This is a genomic window from Amycolatopsis pittospori (assembly GCF_013870525.1).
GTDB lineage: Bacteria > Actinomycetota > Actinomycetes > Mycobacteriales > Pseudonocardiaceae > Amycolatopsis > Amycolatopsis pittospori.
Map to the genome: position 1 here is coordinate 1 of NZ_JACBXD010000133.1, position 14,593 is coordinate 14,593.

Here is a 14,593-nt window from a genome sequence, read left to right on the forward strand (position 1 = left end):
TCGCCGGGGCCAGTGAAGCCGCCGGGACCGTCGAAGACAGACCTGACGGCACAGAAGGCGAGGATCACCGGGCATCTGGCCGTCACGCTGCCGAACGTGCTGACCGGGTCCAAGGACATCGAAGTCCGCTCCGTGCATCAGGTGCGCACCTGGGACATCCTCGTCGTCATGATCGGCTACCGGGACGCTTCCGGCGCCGTTCGCTCCCTGGTCGTCACGATCAGCGGAACGCAGGCCGCCAAACTGGGTTTCTCCCTCGAAGACAGTTGTGAACCGGACCGGAAGGCCGCCGGGGGGCTCGACGCGGACATCCCCGGGGTGACCAGCGGGGTACCGGTGGACTGCGTGAAGCTGCCCCAAGGGGACGGGAGCACCGTCGTCGTCACGGGCACCGTCCCGTCGCTGCCCCCCGGGGACGTCGAACCGGGTCGCGACGCGACCGCGTACCGGACCGACGGAACATCGGTCACCGTGTCCACCGGCGCGGGCGACGGGGGCTCGCGTCCGGCCGACGACCAGCTGATCAGGGTGGTCACGGATCCGGAGCTCGACCTCCGGTAAGTGGCACGCGGTACCGGCGGGGACACGCCCGGTACCGCGTGCTTTCACCCCTTACGGCGGCGTTGCGGGCAAACTGATCGCAGGGAATGGGGATCGCTGTAGGTAGGGAGTGGGCCGTGTACCGGGTTTTCGAGGCGCTCGACGAGCTCGTCACCATCGTGGAGGAAGCCCGCGGCGTGCCGATGACCTCCAGTTGCGTCGTACCGCGCGGGGACACCCTCGAGCTGCTCGACGACATCCGTGACGCCCTCCCGGGCGAGGTGGACGACGCGCAGGACGTCCTGGACAAGCGTGATCAGCTGATCCAGACCGCCCGCACCGAGGCGGCGGAGACGATCACCACGGCCAACACCGAGGCGGACCGCACGGTCGCCGAGGCGCAGGCCGAGGCGGAACGCATCCTCGCCGACGCCCGCGCCCGCGCCGAGCAGATGATGGGCGACGCGCACGGCGAGGCCGAGCGTATGGTCGCCGCCGGGCAGGCCGAGTTCCAGAACCTCACCGACCGCTCGCGGGCGGAATCCGAGCGGATGATCCAGGCCGGTCGCGACGCCTACGAGCGCGCCATCGAGGACGGCCGCGCCGAGCAGGCCCGGCTCGTCTCGCAGACCGAGGTCGTCCAGGCGGCCCACGGCGAGGCGGCCCGCATCGTCGACGAGGCACACGTCGAGGCCGACAAGCAGCGGAGCGATTGCGACGCCTACGTCGACGGCAAACTCGCCGAGTTCTCCGAGCTGCTGGCCACCACGCTGCGCACGGTCGACTCCGGGCGCAACCACCTGCGGTCGCCGGTCAACCTGCCGGGCAACAGCCGGACCTCGCTCTACGACTACCAGGCGTAAACCACTGGCGGGCGGTGCGTACCCTGGTCACCGATGTCTGAGAACAAGTCGCCGCAGGCCAGGCCTGCGCAACTGGACGACCGCAGCCCGTGGGTGCTCGACACCCGTGAGCTCGGCCGTCATGCCGGTCTGAGCAAGGCCGTCCAACGTTCCATCCCCGTCGAGACCGCGCTCGGTGTGCCCGACGTCATCACCATCGACGCCGGCTCCAGCCTCGAACTCGACCTGATGCTCGAATCCGTCGTCGAAGGCGTCCTCGTCAGCGGCACGGCTTCCGCCGTCGCGACGGGACACTGCGCGCGGTGCCTCGACCCGATCAGCGAGGACGTCGAGGTCGACCTGACCGAGCTCTTCGCCTACCCGGGCTCCGCGACCGAGGAGACCACCGACGAGGACGAGATCCCTCGCCTGGTGGACGACCGGATCGATCTCGAGCCGACGGTCCGCGACGCGGTGGTGCTGGCGCTCCCGCTGGCCCCGCTGTGCACCGAGGACTGCCAGGGTCTGTGCATCGAATGCGGCGTCAAGTGGGCCGATCTCCCGCCCGGACACGGGCATGAGAAGATAGACCCTCGGTGGGCCGCGCTGGTCGATCGTTTCGGCGACGAAACGGGCGACGACCAGGCTGATGGCCCCGGAAAGCAAGCCTGACGAGCACCAGCTCGTTCCGGAGAAGCAAGTTCGCTCGCGACCGCGAGCAGACCGTCATAAGGAGATCTACTCGTGGCCGTCCCGAAGCGGAAGATGTCGCGATCCAACACCCGCGCGCGCCGCAGCCAGTGGAAGGCGGCTCCGGTTCAGCTGGTGCCCTGCTCCAACCGCGCCTGCAAGCAGCCGAAGCTCCAGCACATCGCGTGCCCGGCCTGCGGCCAGCACAACGGTCGCCAGGTCGTCGAGCCCGCCTGAGCCGGGTAGCCGACGACATGGGGGGCAAATCGGCCGGTACACGGCCCGCCGACCCCGCACCACTGCTCGAAGCGCTCGGGATCACCATCGAATCCGAGCTGCTGACGCTGTCGCTGACCCACCGTTCTTATGCCTATGAGAACGGTGGGTTGCCGCCGAACGAGCGGTTGGAGTTCCTCGGGGACGCGGTGCTGGGCCTGGTCGTGACCGACCACCTCTACAACACGCATCCCGAGATGGCCGAAGGTCAGCTCGCGAAGCTTCGTGCCAGCGTGGTCAACATGCACGCCCTGGCCCGGGTCGCCCGCGGCCTCGGCGAGGGTGGGCTGGGCTCGCATCTGTTGCTGGGCAAGGGTGAAGAGCTCACCGGCGGCAGGGACAAGGCGAGCATCCTCGCCGACGGGCTCGAAGCCGTCATCGGCGCCGCGTACCTGCAGCACGGCATCGACATCGCACGGAAACTCGTGCACCACCTGTTCGACGGCCTGCTCGCCGAAGCGCCGCTGCGCGGTGCCGGCCTGGACTGGAAGACCAGTCTCCAGGAGTTGACGGCGTCGGCCGGACTCGGCGTGCCCGAGTACAAGGTCGAGGACACCGGCCCCGATCACCGCAAGGAGTTCACCGCCACCGTGCTCGTCGGCGGTCGCGAACTCGGCTACGGCTCGGGGACGACCAAGAAGGAAGCCGAGCAGAAGGCCGCCGAGACGGCCTGGCGCCAGCTTTCGGCCGAACTCGACATCGAACAGCCTCCGAAGACGACCTGAGTCCTCTTCAGCGGGACGTTCTGCCTGGGGTTGTCCTCATCGCAGGTCCGGGTCCGTGAAGGCCTCTTTCCCTACCCTGAAGGTAGTGAAGGAGACCTTGACGGACCGGGAACGTGAAGTACATGAAGGCCCCCTTCCTTGCGCCTAGCGCAAAGAAGGGGGCCTTCATGTACTTGGGAACGGTGTGAAGAGCCCCGGCGCGACTTCAGACGGTCGCGCGGTGGATGACGATGTCGTCGAGCCGCGTGCGGGCGTAGACCTTGACCTGATCGCCGGACCGGACCGCGTCGTCTTGGGCGGGCAGGGAACTGCGCACCGATCCCTTGGTGCTCTTGGCATCCACGCCGGCGAAGGTGCCTTCGCTGATCCCGACCCGGATGCCGCCGGACGCGTTCATCAGTTCCGCCTGACCACGCGTCAGCCGCCCGACCCGGATGGGGCAGTTGGCCGCCTTCGCGATGACGCCGGCTTCGGCACGGTCGATGTCGAAGCTGCCGCCGGCGTTGCTGAGGTCGAGGTCGGACCGGGCACGCCCGATCCAGACGTGCCCGGCCGAGCCCGCGTACCGGACGGTGCCCTCGACCTCGCGGATCCGCACCTCGGCCGCGCCGCCTTCGATGTCGACGACGCCGGAGACGTTCTCGATCACGACGCTGCCCGCCGCCAGGCTCCCTCGCAGCGCGGCGATGTTCCCGAGCCTCACCCGGCCCGAGACCAGACCCAGTTCGCACTGACCGAGCGGGCCGTCGGCGTGTACGTCCGACCAGGCCGAGTCCAGGACCAGGTCGGAGCCGGCGGGCAGTTCGATCGTGATGGCGACGGAGCCGTTCTTGTCACCCGCCTTGGTGGTCTTGATCGACAGTCGGCCGTTCGCGAAGTCGACCTCCGTCTTCTCGGCCACCTTCACGTCGGATTTGTTCGTGCTGTCGATGGGCTCGACCCGCACCACCGTGTCGGTCCGCTCGGTGGCGGTGACCCGGACCCACGCGCCGGCGGTGGTCAGGGTGGCGGTGATCGGGTTCGGAGTGGCGAAGGTGGTCATGGGATTCTCCCCCGGTTCGGTGGTTCGTTCGGCTTGTTGTGATCACCTTCGCCGACGGTTCTGACACCCCCCTGTCACGGCTCTGACACCGGCCGCACATCCGGTGGGAGAATCGTGTCCATGCCCGAACTCCCCGAGGTCGAGGTGGTCCGCGCCGGGCTGGAGGCCCATGTCTCCGGCCGGACGATCACCGAGGTCGAAGTCCTGCACGCCCGCGCGATCCGCCGTCACGAACTCGGCGCCGAGGACTTCTCCGGACGGCTTTCCGGTACGAAGATCACCGCCGCGCGACGCCGGGGCAAATACCTCTGGCTCGAACTTTCCGACGGCCAGGCCATGCTCGCCCACCTCGGGATGAGCGGTCAGATGCTCGTCCAGCCCGAAGACGCGCCCGACGAGAAGCACCTTCGCGTGCGATTCCGCTTTGGCGACGGAGGGCCGGAACTGCGCTTCGTCGACCAGCGGACCTTCGGCGGACTCGCGCTCGCGGACCTCACCGAGGTCGACGGGACGGCGTTGCCGGGCACCATCGCGCATATCGCACGCGACCCGATGGATCCGCGGTTCGACCTCGACCAGGCCGTCCGCGCGCTGCGGTCGAGGCGCACCGAGATCAAACGCGCCCTGCTCGACCAGACCCTCGTCTCCGGTATCGGCAACATCTACGCCGACGAGGCCCTTTGGCGGTCCAAGCTCCACTGGGCCCGCCCGACCGACAGGCTCACCGCCGCACACGGCCGGACGGTGCTCACCGCGGCCACCGACGTGATGGCCGCCGCCCTCGTCGCGGGCGGGACCTCGTTCGACGCGCTCTACGTCAACATCAACGGCCAGTCAGGGTATTTCGACCGTTCTCTCGACGCGTACGGCCAGGAAGGTTTGCCCTGCGGCCGGTGCGGGACCCCGATCCGGCGCGATCCGTTCATGAACCGGTCGTCGTTCTCGTGCCCGCGGTGCCAGCCGCGGCCACGCGCGAGGTGAAAACTGTCGTGTATGAATGCGGGCACCGCGTCAACTAGCATGAACGGGCACGACATGTAGGGAGTGGGGATGGTGGCCGCGACCGAGCCCGGCGAGACGACGCTCGCCGACAAGATCGACAAGCTGTTCCAGATCGTGCTGAGACCCGATCGCGAGCCGTACAGCCATGAAGAGGTCGCCAAGGCCTGCCGCGAGGCGACCGGCGAGAGCTTCTCGACGACGTACCTGTGGCAGTTGCGCACCGGTCGCCGCGACAACCCCACGAAACGGCATCTCGAGGCGCTCGCCCAGTTCTTCGGCGTCTCGCCGGCGTACTTCTTCGACGACGAGCAGAGCGCCAAGATCGCCGAGGAACTCGCGCTCCTCGGCGCCCTTCGCGACGCCGGCGTCCGCGATGTGGCGCTGCGCGCTGTAACGCTTTCACCGGACGGACTCGACACCATCAGCGACATGATCGACGCGATCGCCCGCAGGGAATCCGGACGGGGCGGCCCGAAGAGGGAGGCGTGAAGTGGACCGCCGCCGTAAGGAGTTGTGGCGCCGCTGCCGGAGTCTCGCCGACGGCGTGACCCTTCCCGAGCCCTTCGACGCCGATGCCTTCATCGCCGAACTGGCCGCCGAACGTGGCCGTCCGATCGAATTGATGCAGGTCAGCGTCCCTTCGAGTGGTCCGTGCGGACTGTTGATGAGCACCGAACGCGCGGATTACATCCTCTACCCGACGAACACCACGGCGCTGCACCGGCGGCATATCCTGCTGCACGAGGTCGGCCATCTGCTGTGCGGCCACGTCGGTTCGGACGCGGGCGCCGACGGCATCGCGCTCGACGCCGCCGCCAGCAAGGCCCTGATGCCGAACCTCTCGCCGGAACTCGTCCGTCGTGTCCTCGGGCGCACCGGTTACAGCGCCGTCGAGGAACAGGAAGCCGAACTCCTCGCGAGCCTTCTCGCGCAGCGTGTCGCCCGGACGGCGGTGCGCGGCTCGGCTCCCACCGACGAGAGTGGGAGCGACCTCGCGCGCGGCATGGCCAGGGTCGACGACCTCTTCGGCAGCCGGAAGCGACGAACCCCATGACCGAGACCATCGCGTACTTCTGTTGCGTGGTGGCCTTCGCGGGCTTCGGCTACAAGCTGATCCAGGCTCGCCACACCCAGCCGTTGCGGCGTATGTGGTATCTCAGCGCCTTCGGGATGTGCATCGCGGGCGGGATCATGCTGCTCACCCCGGCGATGGAGAACGCCGTCGGCACCGAGGAACCCGTCGGCAGTCTCCTGAACCTCGGGGCGGATCTGCTCAAGATCGGCGCGATGGCCTTCGCGGTCGCGTTCGCGCAGTCGCTGAAACTGGGGGAGGGCAAGCGGATCGGCTGGCACGCGGTGCTTTCCTGGACCGTGGTGGCCGCCGAGACCGCGCTCTTCTTCCTCTCCGACAGCTACCGCGTCGGCGAGCACACCGCCGCCGGCCCGGGCAGGCTCGGCTGGTTCGTCGCCTACAACGTCCTCTTCCTCGTCTATGGCCTGATCAGCCTTCTGACGTTCTCGATCGTCTTCGCTCGTTTCGCGCGTCACGCCGATCCGGGGCCGCTTCGCACCGGGTTGTGGCTGCTCGTCGGTGGCGGGGTCGCCGCACTCGGCTGGACGTTCTGGGACGTCGACGACATCTACATCCTCGCCACCACCGGCGAGGTCGACGCCGGTGAGGACACGCTTTCGTCGATCCTGGCGGCGCTGAGCGTCGGCCTCGCCGGGGCGGGCGCGACGCTCAGCGTGTGGGGCCCGGCGCTGGCGACCCCGTTCCGCCTGCTCGGCACCTACCGGACCTATCGCCGGATCGAGCCACTGTGGACAGCGATGCGCGAAGCCGTTCCGGGAATCGCGCTGGACCCGGGACCCGGTATGCCCGGCGGGGTCGAATTCGCCTTGTACCGCAGGGTGATCGAGATCCGGGACGGACATCTCGCGCTGCGCCCGTACTTCGACCCGGACGTCCCGACCGTCGCGGAAGCCGAGGCACGCAAGGCGAAGATCCCCGAAGCCCGGGTTCCCGCGACGATCGAGGCGGCCGCGCTGGCCGCCGCGCTCGTCGCGTCGGAGGCGGGCCGCCGGTTCGCCCCCGACGACGTACCGGCGACCTACCTCGACGAGCCCGACATCGCCACCGAGGCGGCCTGGCTGGTGGAGGTCACGCACGCCTGGCGACGGTCCACTGTGGTCGGACGCATCCGGGACCGGGCGCGGGAGACCCTCGCCGCTTAAGCCACGATCGCCAGCACCGCGGTGGCCGCCGAGACCAGCCCGAGCCAGATCGGCGGGACGACGTCCTTGATCCCGTCGCCCGCCCGGGCGTGGGAGATCGCCGCGCCGATCAGCAACGCCACCAGTCCGATCGCCGCGGCGGCGCCGAGCGGCGGCCAGAACAACCCGGCGACCAGTCCGGCGGCACCCGCGACCTCCAGCGCGCCGATCCCCTGGATCTGCCGGACCGAGAAGCCGAGCCGCTCGGTCCGGGAGATCAGCGACGGCTGCCGCAGGATCTTCGCCACCCCCAGCGGGGCGAAGATCGCGACCAACAGCACGGACAGCACCACATGAGCCACCGTCATCACAGAACTCCTTGGTAGGTAAGGGTCAGACGGTGACGCGCCGCATCGTGGCGAAACCGCCCGCGGCCGCGACGCCCACCAGGATCGCGAGGATCCCGGTCACGCCGCCCACGGTCAGCGTGCCGAAGAAGGTGCCGAGCTTGGACCAGGAGTCGGTCCAGCTGAGCAGCAGCACCCCGCTCAGCAGCACCAGGACCTGCGCTGCGGAGAACAGGACCACGCCCAGCACCGAAGCGCGCCGGTAGATCAGGCCGTACCACATGCCGTAGACGAACATCAGCGTCAGGAACACGAACGCCGTGAGCAGGGTCAGGTACCAGGGCCCGTCGAGGAGCCAGGGCACCCGGAAGTAGTTCAGGCCGAGACCCCAGCCGCCGGTCGCCTTCTCGATCGCCTGGAACACGACGATCCCTACCGCGTACAGCACGGACAACCCGGCGACCAGCAGGACCGTGCCCAGGTAGTAGGACCGCCTCGACACCCCGAGCGCGAGCCCGAACGGCAGCGACTTCGTCATGCTCAAGGCACCGCAGACGAGCATGAACACGAACAGCGTGAACAGGCCGCCGGAGTAGTTCTGCTCGGGTGTCTCGGGGATCACCGAGAAGATGGCGAGGTTCACTCCGAAGGCGAAGAGTGTGACGCCGACCGGGAGGATCAGGAACTGGAGCCGGTCCACCAGGTGGTAGCGCGCGACGTTGACCAGGGTGTTCATGCGGACGCCTCCTCTGCGGTCTGTCCGTTGGAGGTGTGCACCATCAATTGCTGCAGGGACAACGGTTCCAGCTTCAAATGCAGGGCGTTCGCCCGTGCCTTCGCCGCGGCGTCGAGCGCGTCGGCGACGGTGACCGAAGCCCGCGAACCGATCTTGCGGCGGTGCAGCACCCGGCGGCCGGCGACGAAGGTCTCGACCGCCGTGGCGGGGCCGGTGACGGTGGCGGCGGTGCCGCGCAGTTCGTCCGCCGGGGCGTCGAGGACGACGCGGCCCTTGTCGATCATCACGACGTGCTCCAGCAGATCGGCCACCTCGTCGATCAGGTGTGTGGAGAGCAGCACCGTGCGCGGGTGGCTCGAATAGTCGTCGAGCAGGCGGTCGTAGAACAGCTGCCGCGCGACGGCGTCGAGACCCGCGTACGGCTCGTCGAGCAGCGTGAGTTCCGCTCGCGCCGCCAGGCCGATCGTGATCGACAGCGCCGAGCGCATCCCGCGCGAGAGCTTCTTGATCGGGCGCTTCAGCGGCAGGTCGAAGTCGCGGAGCAGCGAGTCGGCCAGTTCGCCGTCCCAGTTCGGGTAGAACCACGACGCCGCGGCGAGCGCGTGCTTCACCCTGAAGTCCGGGAACTGCTGGTCTTCGCGGACGAGCACCAGTCGGCTCAGTACGCGCTCGTTCTCCATCGGGTTCTCGCCGAACACGCGGACCGTGCCCGCGCCGGCGAACTCCTGCGCGGTGACGATGCGCAGGAAGGTGCTCTTGCCGGCGCCGTTGCGGCCCAGCAACCCGGTGATCTTGCCTTCTTCGATGTCGACGGTGACGTCGTCGAGCGCGAGGTGGTCGCCGTAGCGCCGGGTCAAGCCGCTCGTGGAAATGGTCGGCGTCATGCGGCGGGTCCTCCGTTCTGATGTCCGTTCCCGCGGATGAGCGAGATCAGGGTTTCGTCGTTGATGCCGAGGCGCCTGGCTTCGACCAGCATCGGCTCGAGGTACTGCTCGGCGAACCGCTTCCGCCGGTCGGTGAGCAGCTTGTCGCGTGCGCCGGTGGCGACGAACATCCCGATGCCGCGTCGCTTCTCCAGCAGGCCGTCGTCGGCCAGCACGTTGATCCCCTTGGCCGCCGTCGCCGGATTGATCCGGTAGAAGGCGGCGAGTTCGTTGGTTGACGGCACGCGTTCCCCCTCGGCCAGGCTTCCCTCGGCGATGTCGTCGGCGATCTGTTCGGCGATCTGTGCGAACAGTGGTGTTCCTTCGTCGAGCACGACACCTCCGTCCCCAGAGTCGTGCACCTGCGTCAGGTGCGGTGGTTCATTACTGGACTAAGTAACCCATGAACCCCCTGTCGGACGCAAGTCGCCTCCGCCGTGCGCACTACTGTGCAATGCGTGGTACCTTCTGTTGCGTAAGACTGGAGGGACGCGACTGTGGAGATCAGTCAGCTACTTAAAGGCGTGCTGGACCTCGCCGTTCTCGCGGTGCTTCGCGGGGAGGACGGCTACGGCTACGACGTACTCCGAAGACTCCGGGTCGCGGGGTTGCAGGAAGTCGGCGACGCTTCGGTGTACGGGACGCTCCGGCGGCTGTACAAGGCAGGCCTGCTGACGTCGTACGTGGTGCCGAGTGAAGAAGGCCCGCACCGCAAGTACTACAGCTTGAACGAGCCGGGTCGCCAACGCCTCGACGAATCGGGGCAGACGTGGCGGACCTTCGCTTCGACGATGAACAGCCTGTTGGGAGAGGCAGCATGAGCACGCAGAATCCGACCGCCGTGCGGGTGTATCTGGCGAGGGTCAGGAGCGCGCTCGCCGACCTGCCCGAAAGCGAAGTCGAGGAGATCCTCGAAGACGTCCGTCCCCATCTCGCCGAGATGGAAGCGGAACTCGGCGAGAACGCCAAAGTCGACGCGCTGATCGAACGACTGGGCAGCCCCGAAAGCTACGCCGCCGAATTGCGGGCGTCCGGTGGCTATCCGCCGCGTCCGGCCGACGCGGGCGGCAAGACCTCTGTGCTCAAAGTGAAAACCGGGATCGGCGGTTCGCGGTTCGCGTTCTGGGGACTCGTGTTCTCCGTGGGCGGATTCGCGCTGTTCGGTTTCGCGGCCGCGGTGTGGGTCCGGGTGGAACCGTTGCTGGGCCTGCTTTTCGTGGCGCCCGTTTTCGCGATCAGCGTCGCCTACGTCGTCCGCAAGGGAGTCGGCCCGATCTCGGAACTGCCCGAGGTCGTCAAGCTCCGCGAGGTCGGGACGTCGTTCCGGTCCAATCGGGACGGTAAGGGCCTGAACTACCTTCGTACGCTCAAACCCGCGTGGTGGGTGCTGTGCGCGGCGGTGCTGGTCGTCTTCGGCCTGCTGCTCGTACTGCGCGACACCGAGGCCGTTCTGTTGCTGCCGCTGCTGATCGTCGCGGCCGCCGCGGTGGTCTGGGCGGGGCCGAAGGTGAAGGGGGATCCGCGGCTGCTGTGGCTGGCCGTGCCGATCTCGGCGTTCGTCATCGGCAGCATGCTCGGCGGGGCCGGCGCCGCGGTCGACCTGATCGCGAAACGGTCGTACGGCGGTAGTGGTCCGTACGGTGGCTACACGTCGAACTACAACGACAACTACGGAAACCCGCAGCTGATGTACGGCAACAACGACGTGGGGAACATCTACGCGTTCGACGGCGAAGGCAAACCGTTGACGGAGGTCTTCCTCTACGACGAGAACGGCCGCCCGCTGAGCACGGCCCGGTACTCCTGTGAGAGGAGCACGGGCGAGAAGCGGAAGGTCGGCGACGACAACCGCTACCCGCGTCCGCGGCTCGAACGCGGCGTGCAGGACAACGACGGGAACCTCAACGGCTACAACGGAAGTCGCGCCTACTGCCAGGAGAAGACCGACGTTCCGTTCAGTGCGGCGATCCCGAAGGGCTCGCCTGTGCCGCCGTCTTCGCCCGCAGCGCCGACGTCACAGGCGCCGCCGTCCTCGTCCGCGGTGCCGCCGTCGAACTCCACCCAGCCGACGCGCTAGGTGGCCGGGTGGGGGCGGACTGTCGGGGGCTGCCCCCACCCGATACAGGGGAGCCGCGAGGGTCGCTTTCGACGCCATCGGGGAGTGTCGAAGCGGCCCTCGCGGCATTTTTCGGTGCAGGTGGTGAGTGGCGACTTCGCTCGGCCGCGTACAGGTGTTGTGAAAGCCACTTTCGCAACCTTCAGTGTTGCGAAAGTGGCTTTGGCAACACCTGTTTGGGGGCGGGTGGTGTTGGTGTGGGAGTGCGGCCTGGGGCTGGTAGTGGTGAGTGGTCACCTCGCTCGGTCGCGTACACGTGTTGTGAAAGCCACTTTCGCAACCTTCAACGTTGTGAAAGTGGCTTTCGCAACACCTGACCGAGGCGAGCCCTGCTGAAGCGAGAGTGCGACCACCTGCACCCGGCTCTCACCGCCGCCGTGTAACGAGAAGCGAACCGGCCGGAAACCTCCCGCGAATATCCCGGTGCTGTACTCGTCCGGTGACCGTGCTGACCGGTGTGGAAGATCTCGCCCCGCGGAAGAGGGTCGTCCACGGCTACGAACGCGCCTATCGGATGGCCGGGCGCGGTCCGGCCGTGTTGTTCGTCCACGGGATCGGGGACGATTCGTCGACCTGGCTCGACGTACTCGCCGCGATGTCCGGGGAATTCACCGTCATCGCCCCGGATCTGCTGGGGCACGGCGAATCGGCGAAACCGCGAGCCGACTATTCCGTCGCCGCGTACGCGTGCGGAATGCGCGACCTCCTTTCCGTGCTCGGTATCGACAAGGTCAGTGTCGTCGGGCATTCGCTCGGCGGCGGGGTCGCGATGCAATTCGCCTACCAGTTCCCGGAACGCTGCGAACGGCTGGTGCTGGTCGGTTCCGGCGGAATCGGGCCGGGTGTGCATCCGCTGCTGCGGCTCGCGGCCGCGCCGGGTGCGGGATTCCTGCTGCCGGTCGTGGGTTCGCCGCCGGTCCGGCTCGGTCTCCGCGCCTTCCGCGGGCTGGTGCGTCATGTCGGCGGGTTCGGGCTCGGGGACGATCTGGACTATGTCCTCGGCAAATACGTGCGGCTGGTGGAGGCGACGACGCGGCAGGCGTTCCTGCGCACACTCCGTTCGGTAGTCGACTGGCGCGGTCAGGTGGTCAACCTGCTCGACCGGTGCTACCTCACCGCGGGCATCCCGACGATGCTCGTCTGGGGAACCGAAGACCACGTCGTCCCGAGCGAGCACGCGGCCGTCGCGCATTCGGCGATGCCGGGCAGCAGACTGGTCGTTTTCGAGGGTGCGGGACATTTCCCGTATTTGAGCGATCCTGCACGCTTTCTCGCCGTATTGCGTGAATTCCTCACCGGAACCGAGGTGGCGAGCCATGACTCCGAGCAATGGCGCCGTCTGTTGCGCGCCGGAAGCGCCGATCGGGACCGGCCGGACCGCGAGGAACTGGATCGCGCGGCGATATCCAGCGGAACGTGACCCATTGGAGCCCTTTCGCCCCGCCCTGTGACCGCTACGATTCCTGAATGCGTCAACTGGCTCCGGGAGTGCGGAGACTCCTCGGCCGTCCGCCGCACCTGATGAACGTTTATCTGGTGGAGGACGTCCTGGTGGACTCCGGCACGCCCGGTGCGCGGCGGCGGGTCTCGCGGCAGCTGGCGGGAGTGGACCTGAGCGCGCACGTCGTCACCCACGCCCATCCCGATCACTTCGGGTCGAGCCACGCGATCTGCGAGGAGTTCGGGATCCCGTTGTGGGCCGGGGAAAAGGACGTCCAGGCGATCGAGACGGCCACCCCGGCGACAGCGGCGGGCCGCATCCCGAAACTGCTGTCCCGGATGAAGATGCCCGATCCGCATCCGGTCGCCCGCGCGCTGAAGGAGGGCGACGAGGTCGCCGGATTCACCGTGCTCGACGTCCCCGGCCATTCGCCGGGGCATATCGCGCTCTGGCGGGAGAGCGACGGCGTCCTGCTCTGCGGCGACGTGTTCTTCAACATCGGGCGGCTGACCGCCCCACCGGACTTCCTCACCTGGGATCCGGCGCTGAACCGCGAATCGATGCGACGTCTCGCCGGGTTGCGGCCGAGACTGACCCTCTTCGGACACGGAAAGCCCGTCTCCGACCCCGACCGGCTCAAGCGCCTGACCGGATGATCCGCGACGAGCCGACCCTCGAGCGCCGACGCGAACTCGGGAGGATCGAAGCGGCACTCGACTCCGCCCTGGCGGGCGAGGGCCGGGTGGTGGTGATCGAGGGCAGGGCCGGGATCGGGAAGACCCGGCTGGTGCAGGAGACCCGGACGCTGGCCAAGGAACGCGGGTTCGGCAGGCTCCAAGCGGTCGGCGACGGGCTCGAAGGCGCGATGGCCTGGGGTGTCGTCCGTCAGATGGTCGAGCGTTCGGTTTCCCGTTATAGCGGGGAAACCCGCGAGAAGATCCTCGCCGGCCCGTCCGGCGCGGCGCTCCGGGCGCTCGACGGCGCGGCTTCCGACCCGAGCGAGGCCGAGCTGGCCAGGACCCTGCACGCGCTGTGGTGGGTCGCGGTCGACCTCTCCTCGACCCGGCCGCTGCTGATCACCGTCGACGACGCGCAGTGGGCGGACCATTCGTCGCTGCAGTTCCTCGTCTACCTCTCCCGCCGGATCGCCGACCTGCCGATCACCCTGGTCGTGGCCACCCGCCCGCCCGCGGAGAACGCCGGTCCGCTGGCGCATCTGAGCGTCTCGCGGCAGGCGGAACGCGTGCTGCCGAAGCCGCTTTCGCCCGAAGCGCTCGCCGAACTCGTCGCCGGCCGCGGGGTGCGTCCCGCCTGGGCGGTCGTCGTGTCGCTGCACGCGGCCAGCGGCGGAAATCCCTTCCTGGCCAGGGTTCTCGTCGACGAACTCGACGCGCTCGGACTGCCGCTGGACAACGACGCGACCGCGGAACAGGTCGGGAAACTGGGCCCCAGCACCGTTTTCCGGGCCGCGCTGGGCAGACTGCCGATGGAGGCCGTCGCATTCGCCGGCGCGATCGCGATCCTGGGCACCGGCGGCGATCCCTGGCAGGCCGGGGCGCTCGCGAAGCTGGACGCCACCGGGCTTTCGGTCGCTGTCGAGGCGCTGACCTCGGCCAACGTCCTCATCGGAGACGGCGACCACCTTGTCTTCGTCCATCCCGTCGTACGCGAGGCCGTCCTCGCCGACCTCGGCACCATC

Annotated in this window: 19 protein-coding genes; 14 read left to right on the top strand and 5 right to left on the bottom strand. The window is 68.4% G+C overall.

The annotated features are described in order from the left end of the window. From H5J31_RS37480 to rnc, 5 genes are all read left to right on the top strand, one after another. Positions 1-561 (top strand): hypothetical protein (locus H5J31_RS37480; protein ID WP_407925089.1); only part of this gene is annotated, 561 nt, incomplete at its 5' end. Between the two features lie 116 nt (positions 562-677). Continuing rightward, positions 678-1,403: a DivIVA domain-containing protein gene (locus H5J31_RS37485; RefSeq protein ID WP_181777404.1), complete on the top strand. Its 726-nt coding sequence runs from the start codon at positions 678-680 to the stop codon at positions 1,401-1,403. 33 nt (positions 1,404-1,436) lie between these two features. Further along, positions 1,437-2,054, top strand: a complete 618-nt coding sequence (locus H5J31_RS37490) for a YceD family protein (protein WP_181777405.1) — start codon at positions 1,437-1,439, stop codon at positions 2,052-2,054. Between the two features lie 72 nt (positions 2,055-2,126). Then, positions 2,127-2,309, top strand: a complete 183-nt coding sequence (gene rpmF, locus H5J31_RS37495) for a 50S ribosomal protein L32 (protein ID WP_005160412.1) — start codon at positions 2,127-2,129, stop codon at positions 2,307-2,309. Between the two features lie 17 nt (positions 2,310-2,326). Then, a complete protein-coding gene (rnc, locus tag H5J31_RS37500) occupies positions 2,327-3,073 on the top strand; it encodes a ribonuclease III (protein WP_181777406.1) in 747 nt (248 codons plus the stop codon). 205 nt (positions 3,074-3,278) lie between these two features. Here the strand turns inward: rnc and H5J31_RS37505 are convergent, their stop codons facing one another. Further along, positions 3,279-4,115, bottom strand: a complete 837-nt coding sequence (locus tag H5J31_RS37505; RefSeq protein WP_181777407.1) for a DUF4097 family beta strand repeat-containing protein — start codon at positions 4,113-4,115, stop codon at positions 3,279-3,281. A gap of 120 nt (positions 4,116-4,235) precedes the next feature. Here H5J31_RS37505 and mutM point away from each other — a divergent pair, with 120 nt between their 5' ends. From mutM to H5J31_RS37525, 4 genes are all read left to right on the top strand, one after another. Then, the gene (mutM, locus tag H5J31_RS37510; protein WP_181777408.1) at positions 4,236-5,096 is read left to right on the top strand and encodes a bifunctional DNA-formamidopyrimidine glycosylase/DNA-(apurinic or apyrimidinic site) lyase; all 861 of its coding nucleotides are present in this window, start codon (positions 4,236-4,238) and stop codon (positions 5,094-5,096) included. A gap of 69 nt (positions 5,097-5,165) precedes the next feature. Then, positions 5,166-5,606 (top strand): helix-turn-helix domain-containing protein, encoded by a 441-nt coding sequence (locus H5J31_RS37515; RefSeq protein WP_181777409.1) that lies wholly within the window; start codon positions 5,166-5,168, stop codon positions 5,604-5,606. A gap of 1 nt (position 5,607) precedes the next feature. Then, positions 5,608-6,171 carry a hypothetical protein gene (locus H5J31_RS37520; RefSeq protein WP_181777410.1) on the top strand — a complete coding sequence of 188 codons (564 nt, stop codon included), beginning with the start codon at positions 5,608-5,610 and terminating at the stop codon, positions 6,169-6,171. Next, positions 6,168-7,352 (top strand): MAB_1171c family putative transporter, encoded by a 1,185-nt coding sequence (locus H5J31_RS37525; protein WP_181777411.1) that lies wholly within the window; start codon positions 6,168-6,170, stop codon positions 7,350-7,352. Before H5J31_RS37520 ends, H5J31_RS37525 begins: the two co-directional genes overlap by 4 nt. Here the strand turns inward: H5J31_RS37525 and H5J31_RS37530 are convergent. The 4 genes from H5J31_RS37530 to H5J31_RS37545 are packed head-to-tail and all read right to left on the bottom strand — an operon-like array spanning position 7,349 to position 9,672. After that, positions 7,349-7,699: a DoxX family protein gene (locus H5J31_RS37530; protein WP_181777412.1), complete on the bottom strand. Its 351-nt coding sequence runs from the start codon at positions 7,697-7,699 to the stop codon at positions 7,349-7,351. The genes H5J31_RS37525 and H5J31_RS37530 overlap by 4 nt on opposite strands. A gap of 25 nt (positions 7,700-7,724) precedes the next feature. After that, positions 7,725-8,414 carry an ABC transporter permease gene (locus tag H5J31_RS37535; RefSeq protein WP_181777413.1) on the bottom strand — a complete coding sequence of 230 codons (690 nt, stop codon included), beginning with the start codon at positions 8,412-8,414 and terminating at the stop codon, positions 7,725-7,727. Then, positions 8,411-9,298, bottom strand: coding sequence for an ABC transporter ATP-binding protein (locus tag H5J31_RS37540; RefSeq protein WP_181777414.1), 888 nt, complete (start codon positions 9,296-9,298; stop codon positions 8,411-8,413). Before H5J31_RS37540 ends, H5J31_RS37535 begins: the two co-directional genes overlap by 4 nt. Continuing rightward, on the bottom strand, positions 9,295-9,672 hold the full coding sequence (locus H5J31_RS37545; RefSeq protein WP_181777415.1) for a GntR family transcriptional regulator: 378 nt from the start codon (positions 9,670-9,672) through the stop codon (positions 9,295-9,297). Before H5J31_RS37545 ends, H5J31_RS37540 begins: the two co-directional genes overlap by 4 nt. A 162-nt stretch (positions 9,673-9,834) precedes the next feature. Between H5J31_RS37545 and H5J31_RS37550 the strand changes: the two genes are divergently transcribed. The 5 genes from H5J31_RS37550 to H5J31_RS37570 all read left to right on the top strand — a co-directional run. Continuing rightward, positions 9,835-10,158, top strand: a complete 324-nt coding sequence (locus tag H5J31_RS37550; protein WP_181777416.1) for a PadR family transcriptional regulator — start codon at positions 9,835-9,837, stop codon at positions 10,156-10,158. Continuing rightward, positions 10,155-11,414, top strand: coding sequence for a DUF1700 domain-containing protein (locus H5J31_RS37555; protein WP_181777417.1), 1,260 nt, complete (start codon positions 10,155-10,157; stop codon positions 11,412-11,414). The genes H5J31_RS37550 and H5J31_RS37555 overlap by 4 nt, the downstream gene beginning before the upstream one ends. Before the next feature lie 484 nt (positions 11,415-11,898). Beyond that, on the top strand, positions 11,899-12,873 hold the full coding sequence (locus tag H5J31_RS37560; protein WP_407925090.1) for an alpha/beta fold hydrolase: 975 nt from the start codon (positions 11,899-11,901) through the stop codon (positions 12,871-12,873). Between the two features lie 47 nt (positions 12,874-12,920). Then, the gene (locus tag H5J31_RS37565) at positions 12,921-13,550 is read left to right on the top strand and encodes an MBL fold metallo-hydrolase (RefSeq protein WP_181777418.1); all 630 of its coding nucleotides are present in this window, start codon (positions 12,921-12,923) and stop codon (positions 13,548-13,550) included. Further along, positions 13,547-14,593 (top strand): AAA family ATPase (locus H5J31_RS37570; protein WP_181777419.1); only part of this gene is annotated, 1,047 nt, incomplete at its 3' end. The genes H5J31_RS37565 and H5J31_RS37570, both read left to right, overlap by 4 nt.

Coding starts and splice junctions, on each gene's coding strand:
- H5J31_RS37515 (WP_181777409.1), top strand. CDS start 5,166: ATGGTGGCCGCGACCGAGCCCGGCGAGACGACGCTCGCCGACAAGATC.
- H5J31_RS37505 (WP_181777407.1), bottom strand. CDS start 4,115: ATGACCACCTTCGCCACTCCGAACCCGATCACCGCCACCCTGACCACC.
- rnc (WP_181777406.1), top strand. CDS start 2,327: ATGGGGGGCAAATCGGCCGGTACACGGCCCGCCGACCCCGCACCACTG.
- H5J31_RS37535 (WP_181777413.1), bottom strand. CDS start 8,414: ATGAACACCCTGGTCAACGTCGCGCGCTACCACCTGGTGGACCGGCTC.
- mutM (WP_181777408.1), top strand. CDS start 4,236: ATGCCCGAACTCCCCGAGGTCGAGGTGGTCCGCGCCGGGCTGGAGGCC.
- H5J31_RS37525 (WP_181777411.1), top strand. CDS start 6,168: ATGACCGAGACCATCGCGTACTTCTGTTGCGTGGTGGCCTTCGCGGGC.
- H5J31_RS37530 (WP_181777412.1), bottom strand. CDS start 7,699: ATGACGGTGGCTCATGTGGTGCTGTCCGTGCTGTTGGTCGCGATCTTC.
- H5J31_RS37565 (WP_181777418.1), top strand. CDS start 12,921: ATGCGTCAACTGGCTCCGGGAGTGCGGAGACTCCTCGGCCGTCCGCCG.
- H5J31_RS37490 (WP_181777405.1), top strand. CDS start 1,437: ATGTCTGAGAACAAGTCGCCGCAGGCCAGGCCTGCGCAACTGGACGAC.
- H5J31_RS37540 (WP_181777414.1), bottom strand. CDS start 9,298: ATGACGCCGACCATTTCCACGAGCGGCTTGACCCGGCGCTACGGCGAC.
- H5J31_RS37555 (WP_181777417.1), top strand. CDS start 10,155: ATGAGCACGCAGAATCCGACCGCCGTGCGGGTGTATCTGGCGAGGGTC.